The 17,630-nt window shown below is 36.5% G+C and carries 20 protein-coding genes and 1 pseudogene; all 21 read right to left on the reverse strand.

The features are described 5' to 3' along the window. Nucleotides 1-3: 3 nt before the first annotated feature. The 21 genes and pseudogenes from MHI06_RS21105 to MHI06_RS21205 all read right to left on the reverse strand — a co-directional run bounded on the left by MHI06_RS21105 (nucleotide 4) and on the right by MHI06_RS21205 (nucleotide 17,630). On the reverse strand, nucleotides 4-585 hold the full coding sequence (locus tag MHI06_RS21105) for a hypothetical protein (protein ID WP_340398978.1): 582 nt from the start codon (nucleotides 583-585) through the stop codon (nucleotides 4-6). Between the two features lie 79 nt (nucleotides 586-664). After that, on the reverse strand, nucleotides 665-892 hold the full coding sequence (locus tag MHI06_RS21110) for a hypothetical protein (RefSeq protein WP_340398979.1): 228 nt from the start codon (nucleotides 890-892) through the stop codon (nucleotides 665-667). 20 nt (nucleotides 893-912) lie between these two features. Continuing rightward, complete coding sequence (locus tag MHI06_RS21115; RefSeq protein ID WP_340398980.1) at nucleotides 913-1,104, reverse strand: hypothetical protein; 192 nt, start codon at nucleotides 1,102-1,104, stop codon at nucleotides 913-915. A gap of 221 nt (nucleotides 1,105-1,325) precedes the next feature. Further along, nucleotides 1,326-1,805 (reverse strand): antitoxin YezG family protein, encoded by a 480-nt coding sequence (locus MHI06_RS21120; protein WP_340398981.1) that lies wholly within the window; start codon nucleotides 1,803-1,805, stop codon nucleotides 1,326-1,328. 185 nt (nucleotides 1,806-1,990) lie between these two features. Next, nucleotides 1,991-2,926, reverse strand: a complete 936-nt coding sequence (locus MHI06_RS21125; protein WP_340398982.1) for a WG repeat-containing protein — start codon at nucleotides 2,924-2,926, stop codon at nucleotides 1,991-1,993. A gap of 705 nt (nucleotides 2,927-3,631) precedes the next feature. Then, complete coding sequence (locus tag MHI06_RS21130) at nucleotides 3,632-4,108, reverse strand: hypothetical protein (protein WP_340398983.1); 477 nt, start codon at nucleotides 4,106-4,108, stop codon at nucleotides 3,632-3,634. Between the two features lie 20 nt (nucleotides 4,109-4,128). Beyond that, nucleotides 4,129-4,227: pseudogene (locus tag MHI06_RS21135) on the reverse strand (HNH endonuclease); the annotation flags it as partial. A 6-nt stretch (nucleotides 4,228-4,233) separates the two neighbouring features. Further along, the gene (locus MHI06_RS21140; RefSeq protein ID WP_340398984.1) at nucleotides 4,234-4,365 is read right to left on the reverse strand and encodes a hypothetical protein; all 132 of its coding nucleotides are present in this window, start codon (nucleotides 4,363-4,365) and stop codon (nucleotides 4,234-4,236) included. Between the two features lie 559 nt (nucleotides 4,366-4,924). After that, nucleotides 4,925-5,419, reverse strand: a complete 495-nt coding sequence (locus MHI06_RS21145; protein ID WP_340013869.1) for an SMI1/KNR4 family protein — start codon at nucleotides 5,417-5,419, stop codon at nucleotides 4,925-4,927. Nucleotides 5,420-5,445: 26 nt separating this feature from the next. Further along, nucleotides 5,446-5,886, reverse strand: coding sequence for an SMI1/KNR4 family protein (locus MHI06_RS21150; RefSeq protein ID WP_340398985.1), 441 nt, complete (start codon nucleotides 5,884-5,886; stop codon nucleotides 5,446-5,448). 102 nt (nucleotides 5,887-5,988) lie between these two features. After that, on the reverse strand, nucleotides 5,989-6,525 hold the full coding sequence (locus tag MHI06_RS21155; protein WP_340013871.1) for a T6SS immunity protein Tdi1 domain-containing protein: 537 nt from the start codon (nucleotides 6,523-6,525) through the stop codon (nucleotides 5,989-5,991). A gap of 17 nt (nucleotides 6,526-6,542) precedes the next feature. Continuing rightward, complete coding sequence (locus MHI06_RS21160; RefSeq protein ID WP_340398986.1) at nucleotides 6,543-7,283, reverse strand: polymorphic toxin type 15 domain-containing protein; 741 nt, start codon at nucleotides 7,281-7,283, stop codon at nucleotides 6,543-6,545. Next, a complete protein-coding gene (locus MHI06_RS21165) occupies nucleotides 7,280-7,924 on the reverse strand; it encodes a hypothetical protein (RefSeq protein ID WP_340398987.1) in 645 nt (214 codons plus the stop codon). Before MHI06_RS21165 ends, MHI06_RS21160 begins: the two co-directional genes overlap by 4 nt. Before the next feature lie 511 nt (nucleotides 7,925-8,435). Further along, entirely contained in the window at nucleotides 8,436-8,990 is a 555-nt protein-coding gene (locus tag MHI06_RS21170; RefSeq protein ID WP_340398988.1) for a T6SS immunity protein Tdi1 domain-containing protein, read from the reverse strand. 81 nt (nucleotides 8,991-9,071) lie between these two features. Beyond that, nucleotides 9,072-9,755, reverse strand: a complete 684-nt coding sequence (locus MHI06_RS21175; RefSeq protein ID WP_340398989.1) for an endonuclease V — start codon at nucleotides 9,753-9,755, stop codon at nucleotides 9,072-9,074. Beyond that, nucleotides 9,736-10,194, reverse strand: coding sequence for a hypothetical protein (locus MHI06_RS21180; protein WP_289389923.1), 459 nt, complete (start codon nucleotides 10,192-10,194; stop codon nucleotides 9,736-9,738). The genes MHI06_RS21175 and MHI06_RS21180 overlap by 20 nt, the downstream gene beginning before the upstream one ends. Nucleotides 10,195-10,649: 455 nt before the next feature. Beyond that, nucleotides 10,650-11,339, reverse strand: coding sequence for an Imm3 family immunity protein (locus tag MHI06_RS21185; RefSeq protein ID WP_340398990.1), 690 nt, complete (start codon nucleotides 11,337-11,339; stop codon nucleotides 10,650-10,652). Nucleotides 11,340-12,539: 1,200 nt separating this feature from the next. After that, a complete protein-coding gene (locus MHI06_RS21190) occupies nucleotides 12,540-13,253 on the reverse strand; it encodes a pentapeptide repeat-containing protein (RefSeq protein WP_340398991.1) in 714 nt (237 codons plus the stop codon). Nucleotides 13,254-13,279: 26 nt separating this feature from the next. Continuing rightward, nucleotides 13,280-14,059, reverse strand: coding sequence for a hypothetical protein (locus MHI06_RS21195; protein WP_340398992.1), 780 nt, complete (start codon nucleotides 14,057-14,059; stop codon nucleotides 13,280-13,282). 44 nt (nucleotides 14,060-14,103) lie between these two features. Then, complete coding sequence (locus tag MHI06_RS21200; protein ID WP_340398993.1) at nucleotides 14,104-17,013, reverse strand: hypothetical protein; 2,910 nt, start codon at nucleotides 17,011-17,013, stop codon at nucleotides 14,104-14,106. Nucleotides 17,014-17,174: 161 nt separating this feature from the next. Further along, entirely contained in the window at nucleotides 17,175-17,630 is a 456-nt protein-coding gene (locus tag MHI06_RS21205; RefSeq protein ID WP_221821884.1) for a hypothetical protein, read from the reverse strand.

The following is a 17,630-nucleotide window of genomic DNA, read 5'->3' on the forward strand; positions in this document are numbered from 1 at the left end:
CGATTAGATCCATCCACGATCCAGTTCTTCTCTGCTATCGTAGATGCACAGTTCATATTGCTGTTTTAACAGTTCGATCGTGTTAATTTGCAAAATGTCATGTATTTCTTTCACTCTACGATAAAAATGTTCTGCACTTTCATATTCCCGGACAGTTACAAATCTCACCTTCCCATCCGCATTCAGCGAGTTCCGTGAGATATGTCCGCCTGAGTCGGCGCATAACTGCTTCAACGTGCCCACATCATCAACATATACTTTACCGTGCCATTCAAAATAAGGCTTGGACTGCGCCAGCATCGGCTGATCAAAATACGTCTCTTCCTTAGCCGGAATTTCCACCTTCGTCCGAACAACTGTGAATCCGTTATCCCGAAACTTCGCGGCAACCTCTTCAACAATGTTCTTCACTTCTTCATAATCCGAGCTATGTACAATGCCAGTAATCATCGGTTGATTAATGTATTCACCTTGGTCCAAGACGATCAACACGGGCTTCACGTCCTGTTCATTGCAGATGTTAATAAAGGTCTCTTTCTCATCCTGTTTCAGATCACTCATGGTTACATGATATTCAAATTCCATAGGGCCACTTCCTTACTGGATCAACATATACAACCTAATGCAAATGTCTTTTTATTTTTTCTTGATTATATCTATTATATTATCTTCCATCTTGTCCAACCCATGCGTCATACTTATCTATCATTTCTTTTTCAAAATCACTTGGCTCAGTTTTTTCTGTTAATAACAGTCCATTTACATCCCACTCTTTGTATATTAGCTTGAATCCGTATTTGTATTCTGCAACTGATTTTATATTGCCATCCTTATACCAACAAATAGATTTCCCATGTACAACGCCCTTAATCATTTGTTGGAAACTTACCACTTTGCCGTCTTCATAAAATTCTACATAATTCCCCTCCGACAAACCATTTTTATATATCTTTCATATAAAAGACCTGATATTGGATGACCACCGTCTTCTATAGGTTTATCAAATACTTCTTGCCCATACTTTCCAGAAAAACAAACCTCTCCTTCAAATTCTATCCCTTCTAACAACACCTCTTCTATAGAAAGAAGATTATAATCCAACATCTTCAAATCACCCCTTGTCTTGTTTACTCAAATTATATTTAATAAAATGGATAAATCCATTAAAAAATGGTGCATTAGACTTTCTAACGATCTGGGGTATAATTTAACTTTGAAAAAAACGCAAGCAAACAAAGATAACTACAAGGTTAATTATGGTTCAGAAAACCAAAATCGTCCTTTTATATGTAACGCAATTGCTTTAAATCAGGTTAATTTTGCAGCTATTTATTATGACTATTTAAATAATTTTTTACGAATTGTTTATTCTTTTCTTTTTCAGGAAGCAAACCTAAATATTTATACTCAAAAATCATTTGTCTTTGAGTTGGGGTCACCTCTGAAGCTATTACGTCTTCATAATCATAATGAATTTTTAACTTACCAGGATGCTTTAATGTTAAGGTTAAATTTGTCCACGCCTCTTGATCATTGTCTATAAAAATTTGTCTTAATTCTTTAAATTTTGTTTGTAATTCTAATAATAAGTTATCATAAGTTTTTTCACTCAGTCTATATTTTTCAGGAATATCATGAGAGTATATAAACTCATCATTCTCAGAAGTGTTGAAATAAAAGTATACCTCTTTGGATCCATCTAGTATTTCGGCGTACAAGTAAATCTGATTCCAGTTATCATTAGGTATCATACTTAAAATATGCTCTGCTATCATGGGATAAAGAGGATCCATCGGTTGCTCCATTATTCCTCTAACCTCCAATTTAATTCTCTATTGTAATTTTCTTTGTCCTGCTCCATCTATCGAGTACTCTACTATTAAACTATCATTGATCAAACACATTTACATATAAATTCAAAATATGGAGATCGTTCTAACACCAATTCTAGTACTTGTTTTCTATTTTCCACTTTGGACAAAACCTCCGTTTACCAAAGATCAAAATTGCTGGGTTTGAATACCCATTTTCCTCCTTCATCCACATAGCCCCATTCTCCATTAAATGTAACACAGCCAAGGTTATTGTAAAAAGAATCAGCTGTTGTGAATATATTTTTAATAATGCACTCCCCATTTTTGTTAATGTATCCATACATATCCTTACTTTCAACTGGTGCTAAGTTATTTCGGAAGTCACCTACACTTTGAAATTTATCTTTGATAACCCTACTCCCCGAGTGATCTATAAATCCCCATTTTCCATTTGCTTTTAATTTGAATCCTCCTAATCCTTCGGAAAAACTTGAAACTTGATAATACTCAGGTTGTATAAGAAACTCCCCTTGTTGATTAATAAAGCCATAGAACTCACCGTCTACTGAGGCTTCAGCTAATCCCTCTGAAAAACTGGAAACTGAATTAAATTGATAATCAATTTTTAGTTCACCTCTATCATCGATAAAACCAAATTTTGTCCCTCGCTTTACTAAGGCCAATCCATTTGAAAATGTACCCATAACATCAAAAATCGGATCTATAATAATTTTACCAGATACCCCAAAAACACCCACTTTCTTGTCTTTCTCCGCTATAACTGAAAGCCCCGGATTTATTCCATGTATTCTATCGAAGATCGATTCTATTACAAACTCTCCTTGCTTATTAATACATCCATACTTTCCTTTATAATAAACCAATGCTAAGCCATGTTCAAAGTCCCCTAGAAAGTCAGCACTCAATTCAATGACCCATTCGTTTTCAGTATTTATATATCCTTCCTTATCATCGAACGTCCAAACATATGCTAAACCTTCACAAAAATTGTTTACAGCCTTATAAGAAGGCTCAATCATAATGTCACCTTGTTTATTAATAAAACCATACTTCTCATTTATTTTAATTTTATAAAGATTATTATCCTTCATTTTATAAATTCTCCCATTAATCTTTTTTTATCACTGCTAATGCTTCATAACTAAAAAGGCCGACTTGGCAAAGAACGCACCCAACCATATTAAGCTCTTCTACCTTTGTCTTTCAGGGGATAATATGTATAACAAAAGGATTAAATCCCATTCTGCTGCAACTTCTAAGTGATACTATGTTTTCCCTAAACTAGATATGGTCTTCTTCCAATCATTAGGTACTTTATACGAACCCAATTCATTGTTGTTTCAAATTCGCTAAGTGTTCTAGATAATGCTTTGTGCCACTCATATTTTCTAACTTAAACTCATTGTATGTTTCATTTACTGCGTCAAATAATTCCTCGTATTCCCAGTGCATATAAATACCTCCACTAATTTTTTGGAATAACAGGGATGCCCCCATTATGAATAATTCAATTGTTATATTCAGATACTTCGCCTTAAATTAACTTAAAATTCAAGCGTTGATTGCGTACAAACAAAATGAAGAAATCTCTATACAGATACTACATGGGTTAAGTATGAGTTTAGTTGAATGATGGCTTCATTCGTCACTGGGTGAGGGTTACTTCATTAACCGCCGCCATCTATATTAGAGAATGAAAAAGACCAAACAGGGGCGGCTAACTCGCATTGTGGCATTGTACGGTCTTGTTGCTGGGGTTATAAACCAAGTTTACACTAAGTCTTTGACAGAACCTGTTAAAGTACAATATCTTGAAGACCCACTTCTACTACTTCTTCATTTTCAACACTAATACCTAATCCATGTTCTTGTTCCCAAGTGCAATCACATAATATCCCTACTCTTCTTATACCATCTTCGAAATCATATCTTATTAGCAAACCTGTAGGCGTAACAAGTCTCCCTAACTCGTCTATTAATGAAATCTTTGGAGCAATTTTTTCAACTTCTTCACTATCACTTTGCATTGCTCGATAATCTTCATAATTTTCTAAATAATACTCTAAAATCTTATCTTCGCTTTCCTTTACTATGCTAGGCATATTCGCTTTGAATTGCGAAAAAGCATCCCGTTGATTCGGAGTAATTTCCTCATTCTCTTCGCCATAAATATTCAAAAGTATTTTTTGGTTTTTCCTAAACATAGTTATCTCTGTCGTCCCTATCCATAAATCTTCATAAACAATTTCTCCAAACAACTCATCTTTTTTCATTTTTAGAGTATCGTCCTTTCTTATTTAACTTCACTTACACCACCAAGGTGTCCAAATTTAGAATTAACACTACTCGGAACCAATTGTATGGTTTTTCCATCATTAAGTTCATGCCAAGTATACCCTTAAATGTCTGGCGTTCTTACCCTTAGATTTCCATCGATCATCGTTCCGTTCTCTATTAAATCGCGTTGCATTTCATAATCGTAGATCATCTCTACGAATTTCTCATCGCTAATGGATTGTAAATCAACCATGTCAGATGTTTCTATTACTATTCCCTTAGGGAGAGCGTACTGACAATTGAGAAATTTCCAGAAGAAAAGAAGAAAACGAGTCAATCATGGTGTTCCTTATTTAAGTTATAAAATTTAAGCATTTGATGTGCGTACAACCGAAATGACTAAATCTTTATACGGGTCTTACATGGGTTATATGTGTTATTGGTTGAATGATGGGTTCATTCGTCATTGGGTGGGATCTTTGATGGAGATCCACCACTTACATTTGTATTATTTAGCATATAGTGGCGGATAATCAAGAACTACAAAACGCGGTTAGGTCGCATTGTGGTGGTGTTTGTTGTATTGTTCGATCTTATTGTAAGTTGTTTAATAATCCGAACAAATCCATAAATTAATCAAATTGTCCAGTACTGTTTCGGACATTCGTAAAAGGTGCGTGATCTTTCACGAAGAACTGACAATTTATTTAGAAGTCTTTTCTCACAAAAAGACCAATCCCACCTTAATAATTCTGATGGAATAGGCCTTATAATTTGCAACATCTAATTTTTGAAATTATTCACGATTATTCCTACGTCTGAGAAACAAATAAACTATCCAAAAGGTCAGTGAAACTTTCTGTGATCAGTCTGATATGTTCTTCCTCTAGAGGAAGTTTCTTTTCAATATAATTGTCATAATCCATATCGAAATGATATACACTCCCTTTATTAGGTCCTTCTACTACAATACAAACTAAATTATTCCTCGGTGTCTCACCTATTGGATAATAAATTCTCGATAAAATATTTGCTTCTGTGTACAGACGATACTTTTGTTCTGAATTATTATTTAAATTATTAGACAAAGGAAAAAACATCAAAATAGAAGACTCTATTTCACCTTCTTTTTGGTCATCATTTGTAGTAAATCTCCTTCTAGTACCAGTTTTTCCACCATTCTTTACCATTAAAAATTTCTTATAATCATCAGGGAAAATCATATTATACTTCTTCTCGACTATCTCAATCTCCTGAAGACTTACAGGAGGATATGAACTTTTAATAATATTTTCATCTATATCCATACTTATCTACCCACCTATTAAGAAAGTCAATAAAATTCATCGCTGGCCTCATGTAATGTTTCTAAGAGCTCAGAAAAACTGTTACATACCTCAGTAATGGAGTCCTCACCAAATTCTTCATTGTTAAGAAATACAACTGAAGGTGAATTTTCACTTTTTCGGTAATCAAAGCAAAGCTGATTGCCAAAAGGATCTGTTCCAAATGGAAATATCCCTTTTGGCATGAAATCACTTATAAATTCATAAACTACAACAATATTAGGCTCACTTGTAAAGCTTAGTAAATGGTCAAAAACTCCCTCTCCTCCATCATCATAGGAAAATATATTTGGTACAGGATGCCCACCATTATAGTTTTTAACACATTCTCTATAGTCATCAGGAAATTGTATACCATATTTTTTTTCAACCTTATTAATTATATCTTCACTAATATCTCCAACCGTATGTTTCCAAATTATCCCCATTTTTTTTATTCTCCAATTAGCTTTTATATACCTCCTATAGATGCACCTTATAGAAAATAATCCCTACTTTGAAACATTTATATCGGTCTCCATTTTTTATTTTCATTCCATTGGTCCCATAAAATGATTGATTATATATATATGCTCAATAAATTTAACTTTTTTTAAATTCTCAACTTTCTCTGCTCCACCTAATCCTAAAAGAGGAACATAGCCAAAACATTCATCGTAAGCAGGCTCTCCATATTTTTCAAACGCTTCAAGATAGGGAGACCAGTCAAGAGCTTTATTCAAAAAGTATTCATCACTTATGTCTCCAAAAAAGTACTTAAAATTTTTCCCTATAACATTTACTTCATGCTTTCTGAAATTAAGCGCCATTAAGTATCCATCTTCCCAAATCAATATATCTCCCATTGCTGTTGTAAATAGAGGAATTGCTAAATTTGCTCGACTATATGTATACTGTAGTAATTCTATATACTGATCAGGATTAATAATTTTCAGATATCCATTGGAAAGACTACCCTGTCCATATTCCTTCCATACTTCAATTAGTTGAATAGGTATTACAGATTGGTACTTCTCAATGACGTTTGTAGGCATGTCCTCTTTAAAAACAAAATTTGAAATGTTCACCGTGTGTCCCCCCCACTTTACTCCAGTAACTTAATATTTAAATAGGTTGTCTTTCTTTCTTCTTCTGTCATATTCTTAGCAATTTCTCTAATCTGTCTATCCAAATCTTTTATCCTGTTCTTCAATTGAGATCCAAGAGAAGAATTGATTCTTATATCTCCTAGACCGCCTATATTGTCAGGATATCCACCCGCAATTTGATCTGGATTATGAAGGGCAGCTTTCCCCTTGATCCATTCATTTGCTTTCTTTTCAGCCTCTTCAAATGAGAATCCTTCATTACGTAGTTCATCTATTTTATCTTGTAAAGCTTTCTTACGAGCAAGTTTTTGAGCGGCATCCCCCTCTAAAGCTCTACCATCTCTTAGATATCTATCTCTATTTTTCAAAAACTCATCTACTGTTAATTGATTTATCCCTTCTTCTTGATCTTTCAATTGTCTTTTAAACTCAGCACTATCATGTTTAGGATTTCTTTTAAAGATTATTTTAATTTCAGGAATTCTTGATATAACAACTTGATTACGAGTAACATTTCCGCTCTCTTTTGATGAGTTAGATTGATCAGTTTTTTCTGTAGGCTCTAGTTTACTTTTATCTGATCCAGACGCTTCTTCCTTATTGTTTGGTTTATAATTATTCTTCGACGTGTCTAAGTCCTTATCCTTCCCTTGCTGCTCCGTCGATTCATTCGGCTTCGTTTTGGTTTCTTTTCCCTTTTTGCGTTTATCCTTTTTCTTCGATGAATCTTGTTTCACTGATTATGATTGTTGGGAATCTGATTATCTTTCTTGTTAGCGCTAGATGAGCTTGTTCCTTCACCCTCGCTAGACTTTTTCCCTGTACCTGTATTTGATCCTGAAGTGTCCGGTTCTCCGGATGTTTGGGTCTTCTTACTGGTATCCGGAGTTGGATCCTCTATCTTTCCACTACTTGATGATCCTGTTCCTTCACCATCGCCAGGTTTCTTCCCTGTACCTGAACTTGAACCCGTACTATCCGTTTCACCCGATGATTTGAACTTCTTACTACTATTCGGTGTCTGATCCGTTTTCTTGCCACTGCTTGGTGAGTTTGTGCCTTCACCGTCGCCAGACTTCTTCCCTGTACCTGGACTCGATGCAGTAGCATCCGTTTCACCTGACGATTGCGACTTCTTACTGCTGCTCGGGGTCTGATTCGGTTTCTTGCCATTGCTGGAGGAACTTGTTCCTGCCCCGTCACTTGACTTATTCCCAGCGTTCAAGCTTGTTTTCCCTCCGGAACCCACTTCCCAGGCATTACCCGACTCTTTGGGCTTGTTTTTTCCCAAGTTGCCCCAAGACTGAAACCGGATGACCTGGCTCTCTTTATAATAATCGCTAACGGCTTTAACAATCACATCTTTTGACTTTTTCACAAATGTTTTTGTTTAACGTTCATACTGTATCCTTCAAAACTTTCCCTAGCTGCTCACAGCTACAATTCTATGCTCTGATAATGAACAGCTTGAATGACCTGTTTTGTGCACTCCCAGCGATAGTGCCCTGCTTTGTCTGAGGGTTAAGGTAAGGTACAGAAAAATCTAGGTTAAATTTCACTTATTACTTCTTTAATTCGAATAGATAGATCTCTCTTCTCATCTTCTGTTAATTGTTCACCTCATCATTTAAATCAAATTCTTCCAAATCATTTTCAAATTCTAAAATCTGTTCGTTTTCCTTAATTTCATATTTAATTAGTATTTCAACAAGTATAGTTTTTACCACGATATTTTCACTAAGTTCGTGTGAATTTATATTGTTTTATTTATTTCTGTTTGGTCCAATGAATTTCACACCAGATATAAAATAAGCCTATTCCTCCGTAGAAATGTCCAAGTTGGAATAGGCTGGCAGGCTATGATTTTCGTTCATTGTTCATACTGCAATTTATTCGATAGGCCCCATAAATTGAGTGATTAAATAAATATGCCCAATAAGTTTAACTTTGCTTAGACTCTCAATTCTTTCATATCCACCAAGTCCAAGAATTGGAACATATCCGAAACATTCATCAAATTTTATTTCACCATATTTTTCAATTGCTTCAGTAAAAGGTAACCAATCTAGCTCTTCTTCTAAAAAACTCTCATCGTTTATATCTTCAAAGAAGAAATCAAATCCAGCAGCTATTACATTTACCGTACCTTTCCGATAATTAAGTAGGTTTAAGTATCTTCCTTTTTCCCAAACAATTAAATCTCCCATAGATGTAGTAAACAATGGAATTGAATCCTCATGTCTAACGTACAGGTCTACTAGTATTCCCTTGAAATCATCAGGATTTATTATTTTTAAATAACCATTCAGGATACTTCCAAAGCCATATTCACTCCAAATATCGGTAATTTCTGTAGGAATTAATCCTTTATAATTTTCGATAACTGCATCCGATGCTTTCTCTTCTAACACAAAAAACTGGAACGCAGTTGGCTTATCTGACATACAAGTCACCTCAGTACTTTAATTTAATATTTAGAAAGGTTGATTCTCTTTCTTCTTTGGTCATGTTGCTTGCAATTCCCCTCATTTTTTTGTTTCTAAATCTGCTTGTCTGACTGGTACAGGGAGTCTACTTTCCTCATTAATTAACGCTAATGTATGGTCTGTGGCAGTATCGATATTTATCCAATTACCACAGGAGACGAAAATGGGCTTAACACTTTTATGTGTTCGTAATGCTCTCCCATAGATTTTGTGATGTATCACAATATCAGAGAAAGCCCCTTCTTCTTCATCGGGCATAATAAAATCAACCCCGTCAATTTTCAAGTAGCTTTGTGCAATGCCTATTGTTGGTTTATTTAAATAAAAGGAAGCATGCGTTGCTATTCCCATATTCCTAGGGTGTAAGTACACATTTCCATCAAACATAACGATATCTGGTTTATTAATTAAGGTGTTAAATGTTTTTAAAATTAATGGTAATTCTCTGAAAGATAAATATCCTGGTATATACGGGACCGCAATTTCATCTGTCATAGATTTCGTCTCTATAACTTTTTTCGTCATAAAATCCACGACACATATACAACAAACTGCAATTGTCGTTTCATTTTCCTCCCAATATGCCAGGTCAATACCTGCAATCAGCAGAATATTTTCTTTGTGGAAATCATTTTCTAATTTTATTTTCCGAGTTAAATCATACTGAATTTTATCAAATTCATCTATTATTTTATTCATTAACTTATTTTGCACGCGCATCATATTTTTCGATCATTTTCTTTTCAAATTCACTTGGCTCTAATTTTTCATTAATTAGTACCCCTTCTATATCCCACTCTCTATATGTTATGGCAAATCCATATTTGTAATTCGCGATTGATTTATGATTACCATTCTCAAACCAAGAGATAAATTCTCCTGTTATTACACCTTTGCTCATTTTCTGGAAGCTTGAAATTCTGCCAGATTCATAATAGTTCACATAGTCTCCATCAGCCAATCCATTTTTATAGTAAGAGTAATATGCTAAATTCCCATTATCGTATCTTTCATATAAAAGACCAGATATAGGTTTCCCTCCATCCTCTATGGGTTTATCAAAAACTTCTTGCCCACTATTTCCAGAAAAACAAACATCATCAGTAAATTCTATACCTGTTAACAATACATCTTCCATTCGCAAAATATTAACATCAATCATTTAATATCATCCACTCCATTTAGATTATTTGGGTAAATCAGATTCTATTTTAAAATCCCGTAAAATATAATTACAGTGCGGACATGTTTGGAATGGTATATCGATGACTGGCTTTGATGAGCCTCCAGGTTTTATCACATATATTAAGATATCATCAATAGTAGCACTCGGATTATCCAATAATGCCTTATTAGCTGCATACACCTCAGCATGCGATCCTGAACCATGTGTATACAAACTATAAGAATCATAAATGTCGTCTGGCATATTTTCTATTCTAAAATGTACCTTATGAGATGGACTTTTTTTAAAGTGTCCATCTCATAAGGTACACTTTAGTTTGGATTGTTTGGATAATAAAGGGGGATAAAAAACCACAATACAGCGTTTAGCTCGCATTGTGGCGTTGTTGTTTGTATCATTCTAAATACAGATCGTTGAAAAAACAAATGTATCTATAAATTTTGAAGTTTAGTTAAAACTTCCTTGATTCGCATAGAAAGATCCAACTTTTCATTTTCTGACAATTGTTCCCCCACATCATTCATATCAAATTGCTCTAATTCATTTTTTATTTTCAAAAACTCCCCTTTAGCATTAATTCTATATCTGATAAGTAGTTCTGCAAGTGTTGTTCTAACAACTATTTTTTCACTTAATGTACTCCTACATTCACGCTCGAATCGTTCCATTATTTCCTCAACAAGCTCAATTGCATCTTTCTTCTCATTGAATAAAATCCCAAAGTAATTTTTAACTTCCTTTTCTATTTCAAAGTAGTAATATCTTGTATTCGGACTATAATCTACAGGTATACTTTCAATTCCATCAAGCACCATATCTCTTCGTTCTAATATGTCCTGATAATCATCTGGAGCTATTTCATGTTGTAAATTATTTAAATCTAGAGAATTTAATGCATCAATTATCTTTTGTTTCGATTTAACAAAAATTTTCGAATGTGTTAAATGAATTCTCCCTTCCGCAATAGACAATACTGCTTTTTCCATTTCACCTCTTTTATCCATACCGAAGTATGCCTCACATGTGCAAGCAAGAGCTTCAGGACCACTCATTCCCTCACTATTAAAATAAAAATAGTTTTCATAAAAAGCTCCAAATAAAGCCTCATAGTTTCGTTTCACTTTATGTCCTCCCAATAAATTTCTTATGGCTCAACTATCTTATCACCATTATGGATTACCTCAATATCAATATTGGGATAATCTTTGTGAAAATTTTCTATAATTCTACTAAAACTTCCATATGTATCTAATTAAGTAAATAATTTAATTTTTCCACGAGCTTTTGATGGATCTGGCAATTTATCAAGTCTAGAGGCCAAATCATTGAGAATTTTATACTCAGTATCATTGTCTCTTAATCTTACATTACCACTCCTATCTGGTGCTTCATTAGCCTCGTACTTTGGTTTTGTTGGTTTTAATGAATAACCAGCATAGGTCTTTTCCTTATTATCCCCGTTCAAACTACTATGAGAATAAAATTCATTCTTGTCAATTCCTTCAATTTATACCTTCGCATACGCAAAATTTAGATCACCTTTAATCCTATTAGAAAGCTTACTTCTTAACACTTTAACTTTATCAATAATAGAACCTTCTGTTTCTAAATCAATTACTCTTGTTAGGAATACTTTTCCATGACTTACATTTGGAACTTTATCCGTCCCCTCAGCCTCTGATTCACCTTTTTGCCTTTTTTCCTCTTTTTTCTTTTTATCATCTTTACCTTTTCCTTTTTTCTTCGATGAATCTTGTTTCCACTGATTATGACTGTTGGGAATCTGATTATCTTTCTTGTTAGTGCTAGATGAATTTGTTCCTTCACCCTTGCTCGACTTTTTCCCTGTACCTGTATGTGATCCTGTAGTATCCGGTTCTCCGGATGTATGGGTCTTCTTACTGGTATTCGGAGTTGGATCCTCTATCTTTCCACTCTTGATGGTCCTGTTTCTTCACCATCGCCAGGCTTCTTCCCTATACCTGGACTCGATGCAGTAGCATCCGTTTCACCTGACGATGAAGACTTCTTACTGCTGCTCGGGGTCTGATTCGGTTTCTTGCCATTGCTGGAGGAACTTGTTCCTGCCCCGTCGCTTGACTTATTCCCAGCGCTCCATTGTTACTTAGTTTTTAGGTTAATAAGAATCTTATCGTCTCTATTACTTAGAACAATTATTCAATAAAAAAAGACTCATCCTCCTCTTTGATCAGGTTGGAATAAGCCTTTGAAATCAAAATCCTTCGAATTCATACTTAGTTTGATTTATTCTAATTTGACTTTTAGATAACTAGGCTCTTCTAACCAATTAGAATTTATCGTTATAACATTTTAATTATTTTATCTTTAACATTTTCGTCAAATAGAGCCCCCTCCACAATAGCCCCTTTCCAAACTACATTTTCCAGATTCGCACCTATAAAGTTAGCGGCTGTAAAATTCCCATTACAAAGTGTCGCTCCAGAGAAGTCCCCCTCTATAAAATTAGCATTACAAGCATTGACTTCAGACAAGTTCGCATTCAAGAATGTCCCATTTTCAAAGTTTCCATTTGATAGATTAGACTTACTTAAATCCGTACCAGAAAAACTCACCTGACTAGCGTTGATATCAGATAAATTTGCATTACGAAAATCCGAATTAATGAAAGTTGATCCAATTAATTCTCCTTGAGATAAATTCACTTCGCCAAAACATGCTTCTGAAGACATGCTTATGTTTATTTTTGCATATTTCATATTTGCCTTATAGAAGTTCGCTCTACTAAAGGAACAGTCTGCAATATCCGTTCCCTCTAAACTGGAGTTATTAAAGTCAGCTTGTTCAAAATCACAATCCAAGAAAGAGGCTTCATTTAATGAAGATGCTTTTAACAAAACCCTTTTTGCAATCATTCCATCCGCCATAACATGTGATAAATCCAAGAAAGTTAGATCCATATCGCTAATATCTAATCCATCAATGACCTCATCATTGGATTTTGATCTATTGAAAACTTCTATAATCCTTGTTCTTTCATCTCTATTTTGAACCATTCACTTCCACCTCTCAAATATCATATTCATCTTCTTAGATATTCCTTCCAAACCATATTCGGATGGAACGACACCCCCATCCGATCTTCATCAAAACTTGGGATAGCGAAAACTTGGGATGGTTCCAAATATTTCATTACACGTAACCAGTTATCAATTAACCTATCTTCTTCAGTTCCAAATGACCCATTGAATATATCAATACTGATGCCACCCCAGTTAAGTTTAGAAACTACACCTGGACTATTAAGTAAAACTTCCTGATCAATCATATCTAATATATAAGAGCCAAAATATGTTCGCGATCCCACCCCTAAAGGTCCATTTTGAAGAAATTGGACAGGTACAGGATAAGAGCATGCATCCATCCAGACATGCTGTTTCTGATGTTCATTACTCCAAGGGTAATAAGATTCTCCAAAAATATGTGTAACTCCATAGCTAGGTTTTACAATTTCTGCAATTTTATCAGATAATTCAAAAAACGTTGGCCACAATATTCTTGGCATTGATTTATGAAAATCGAACTTCAAAAAAGAACGTGAACTCATATTCAATTCAAAACTACCAGAAAATTTCACAGCTTTATTGCGATATAGATGAACTTCAGAAATGCCACAAACTGAGAATACTTTTTCAAAAATTTCATTGCGGTTATATCCGATTTTAACCATCTCATTATTTCCCCAATGGGTAGGAGTAAATTTCTCGGTTGCCTCAAACGCATCCAGTATATGGCCTAGTACTTCTCTCTGATTTAGATCAACAGTCGGGTACATTATAATCGAAAATAACTCAGGCTTCATAGATATTCTCCTTACTAATAAAACATTTTAATTGTATATTGTTTTTATATTTTTTGCCATCTACCTCCACCAGGAAAGCGTGGATTAGGCTGCCACTTTCTTGTTATATTCCCTGTCTTTGGATCAACATAATAGATTTCGCTCTTTTCTCCTAAAGGCCCACTAGGTCTAGGCTTAGGAGGGCTAGAATCTAATGCAGGCTTGTCACTTGATATTGTTACAATATGGCGACCATTTTTAGTTTGCAGCATTTCTCTTTCAGCCCGAATTTGACTATCATTATGAACGATTTGATCGTCTCCGCCTGTTTTATGCTTATGGTCATGTACTAAATCAATCTCCCCTTTCTCGTTACGACCTATACTATCTGGACGCGTAACATGACCTTCACTGGATTTATAAGTAACAATTTCGTCAGCGTTATTGTCCTCTAACTCTCGACCAAGGTATTCTTTTAATGCCTTTCTACCCTTTAATTCTTCTTCTCTCCCCCGCTCCCTATTTTTCCTAAGGCGCTCGTTAATTATATCCCATTTATTACGATCTAAAGGCTTCTCACCTATACTTTTCTTTTCAGCGCAGTAGCGTTCATATCTGGCATCATCTGCTGCCTTCTGATCTCCACGTGATTTTGCTTCGTCTATTTTCTGTCTAAAGTACTGATCTTGTTCTAGAGTCAAGCCTTGTTTATTTATCTTTGTATTACTATTCTCAGATTTTCTTGAGACCCCTTCCTTTCCATCCTGTGTATCCATTTCTTTTGGCTTCGTTTCAGCTTCTTCACCCTTTTTACCTTTTCCTTTTTTCTTCGATGAATCTTGTTTCCACTGATTATGACTGTTGGGAATCTGATTATCTTTCTTGTTAGCGCTAGATGAGCTTGTTCCTTCACCCTCGCTCGACTTTTTCCCTGTACCTGTATTTGATCCTGCAGTATCCGGTTCTCCGGATGTTTGGGTCTTCTTACTGGTATTCGGAGTTGGATCCTCTATCTTTCCACTACTTGATGATCCTGTTTCTTCACCATTGTCAGGCTTCTTCCCTGTACCTGTACCTGAACCTGAACCTGTACTATCCGTTTCACCCGATGATTTGGGCTTCTTATTAGTACTCGGTGTCTGACCCGTTTTCTTGCCACTGCTTGGTGAATTTGTGCCTTCACCGTCGCCAGACTTCTTCCCTGTTCCTGGACTCGATGCAGTAGCATCCGTTTCACCTGACGATTGCGACTTCTTACTGTTGCTCGGGGTCTGATTCGGTTTCTTGCCATTGCTGGAGGAACTTGTTCCTGCCCCGTCACTTGACTTATTCCCAGCGTTCGAGCTTGTTTTCCCTCCGGAACCCACTTCCCCGGCATTCCCCGACTCTTTGGGCTTGTTTTTTCCCAAGTTGCCCCAAGGCTGAAACCGGATGACCTGGCTCTCTTTATAATAATCGCTGAAGGCTTTAACAATCACATCTTTTGACTTTTTCACAAATGTCTTTGTTTTGCTTGTAGCCGGTTTGTCTGTCGTCGTTGTTCCTTTAGAAGCAGCACTCGGAGAACCCGTTGTACCTGGGTGGTCTGAGGGTTCGGGTACACCTGAAGAACCCTTTTTCGTGCTTACTCTGCCCGTAAATCCATTGAACTCCCCGTCCAATCCTTTCATAGTCATCTCGTGTTGCTCGAATTCACCCATCAGGGTAGATAATTCTTCTTCGCTCATGGGAGCCATAATTCGCCGGGCAAGATACTTCTTCTGTTCGACCGTCAGATTCTGTTTCTGCCAGTAATTATAGTCACCCATTTCCTCGGCGGTGATGTCTATTCTTCCGATATCTCGAGCAATGCCGTTATGATAAGGGCCAAAAAAGAGTTCATATTTAATGTCATTCTGCTTCACATCCCCATAATACACGAGTGCTTCCTTCAACTCTTGGTCAACCTGTTGATGCGCCCAATGCTCCCTCGTATTGCCTGGAATCTGATAATACATCTGGCTAACTTCCTTTTCCTGCTGATGCAGTTTCTTCACAAAATCCATAAAGGAAGTAGCCGTGCTTAACTCTCGTGCTGCTGAGACAACTTTACCAAATAATTGGTGCTTATAAGCCTCTTCTTGCTGCATCTTGCCCACGAAATCACCATTCAGATGATTCAGAAGTTGTAGGGCCGAAGGCTTAAAGGATCCTACACTTGGGATGTTCCCGATCAAGCCGATTGCTGCAGCGCCAACGACAACGGCCTGTGCCGCAATGGCTGGTGCACCTCCAAGCATACCCAAAACGGGGATCATGCCCGCCATGGCGACCGCTGCACCAAACAGGGAGACCTCCTTCATGTTAACCACGGAAGGCTGCATAGCAGCTGCTTCGGCTGCATTTGCTGCTTGAGCTGCCTCATATTGTTCAAGCGGAATAAGGGGCGGCTCCGGCTCCGGCGGCAAATCAGCTACCACGACCGGTGCCTTATGGCTGCCTTCCTGTTGGAGCAGTCCAGCACGAACATCAGCTTGTCCATCCAATATAAAGCTGCTTCCTCCGCCAAGAAGCCAAATTGCTTCAGGGGCGGTTGCTTTAATCTGACCTGCTTTAAGTGATAGACTGCCACCCTGAATCGAGATGTTACCTGCACTCTGCATCATTACACCTTGGTCATTCAGTGTGATGACTAATCCAGCTCCAGCCTGTACGGTCACCTCATCCGATGACATACCAATAGATGGTCCGTCAGGATGGCCCCACAGTTTGTGTTGCGTTCCACTGGAAACCGAACGCTTGCTTTCGGGGACTGCATGACGAATATAAGCCTTGGACTCGCGACTTCCGGGAATGTACAGTTTCACCGTGTCACCAAGCTCTGGCATCAAGAGCAGATAGATCGTGGTTTTCGCATATGATGATCTTCTAGCATCATACGATGTGCAGTCATGAGCAACCCGGACTCCATACTGTTTATCCAAATCTTTAGTCATTTTTCTTATTATGTTTCACTGAATTTAATTCTTAAGACTTTATGGATCATATAGTTGATCAGAGTTTTGACTTTTAAAACGCAAGATTAACCCTTTCTAAAAAACCTCAAAACAAATAAGCCCCAGTCAAATAACTGGAGCCTGTCTGACTTATCTCTGAACTAAATATACAACTGGATATGACGCTCTTTTTCAGGAATATCTTCATCTTCTAGTAAATCCACTTCGGTTAGCGCACCCTCATGCTTAAGTTCGGCGATGAACAATGCATAGAAGTCTCCTGCTGTCGGATAGGAGAATAAACCATATCCTTTTCGAGAAATCAGCTTGTTTACCTCCCTAATTTTCTCAGGGAGATATTTGTAGTCAAACTCTCCCAACTCTTCTAGCTGATCTGCAGTTCCCAATTCGATATCATAGGCATACTCATAGTCTAAGATGTAATTGACGATTTCCTGATCCACTTCTCCTTTGTAGTCCAGAAATAAAAACCGTTTGGTCGCTAAGCCATGATTCAGCATACTATAATACGCCAGTGATTCATCCGGATCATTCAAAATTATGTCGATATCCTCTGTATCATCGAAAATTAACGGCACCAAATCTTCATCTGCCAT

Origin of the sequence: Paenibacillus sp. FSL H8-0079 (assembly GCF_037991315.1) — a bacterium.
Lineage (GTDB): Bacteria > Bacillota > Bacilli > Paenibacillales > Paenibacillaceae > Paenibacillus.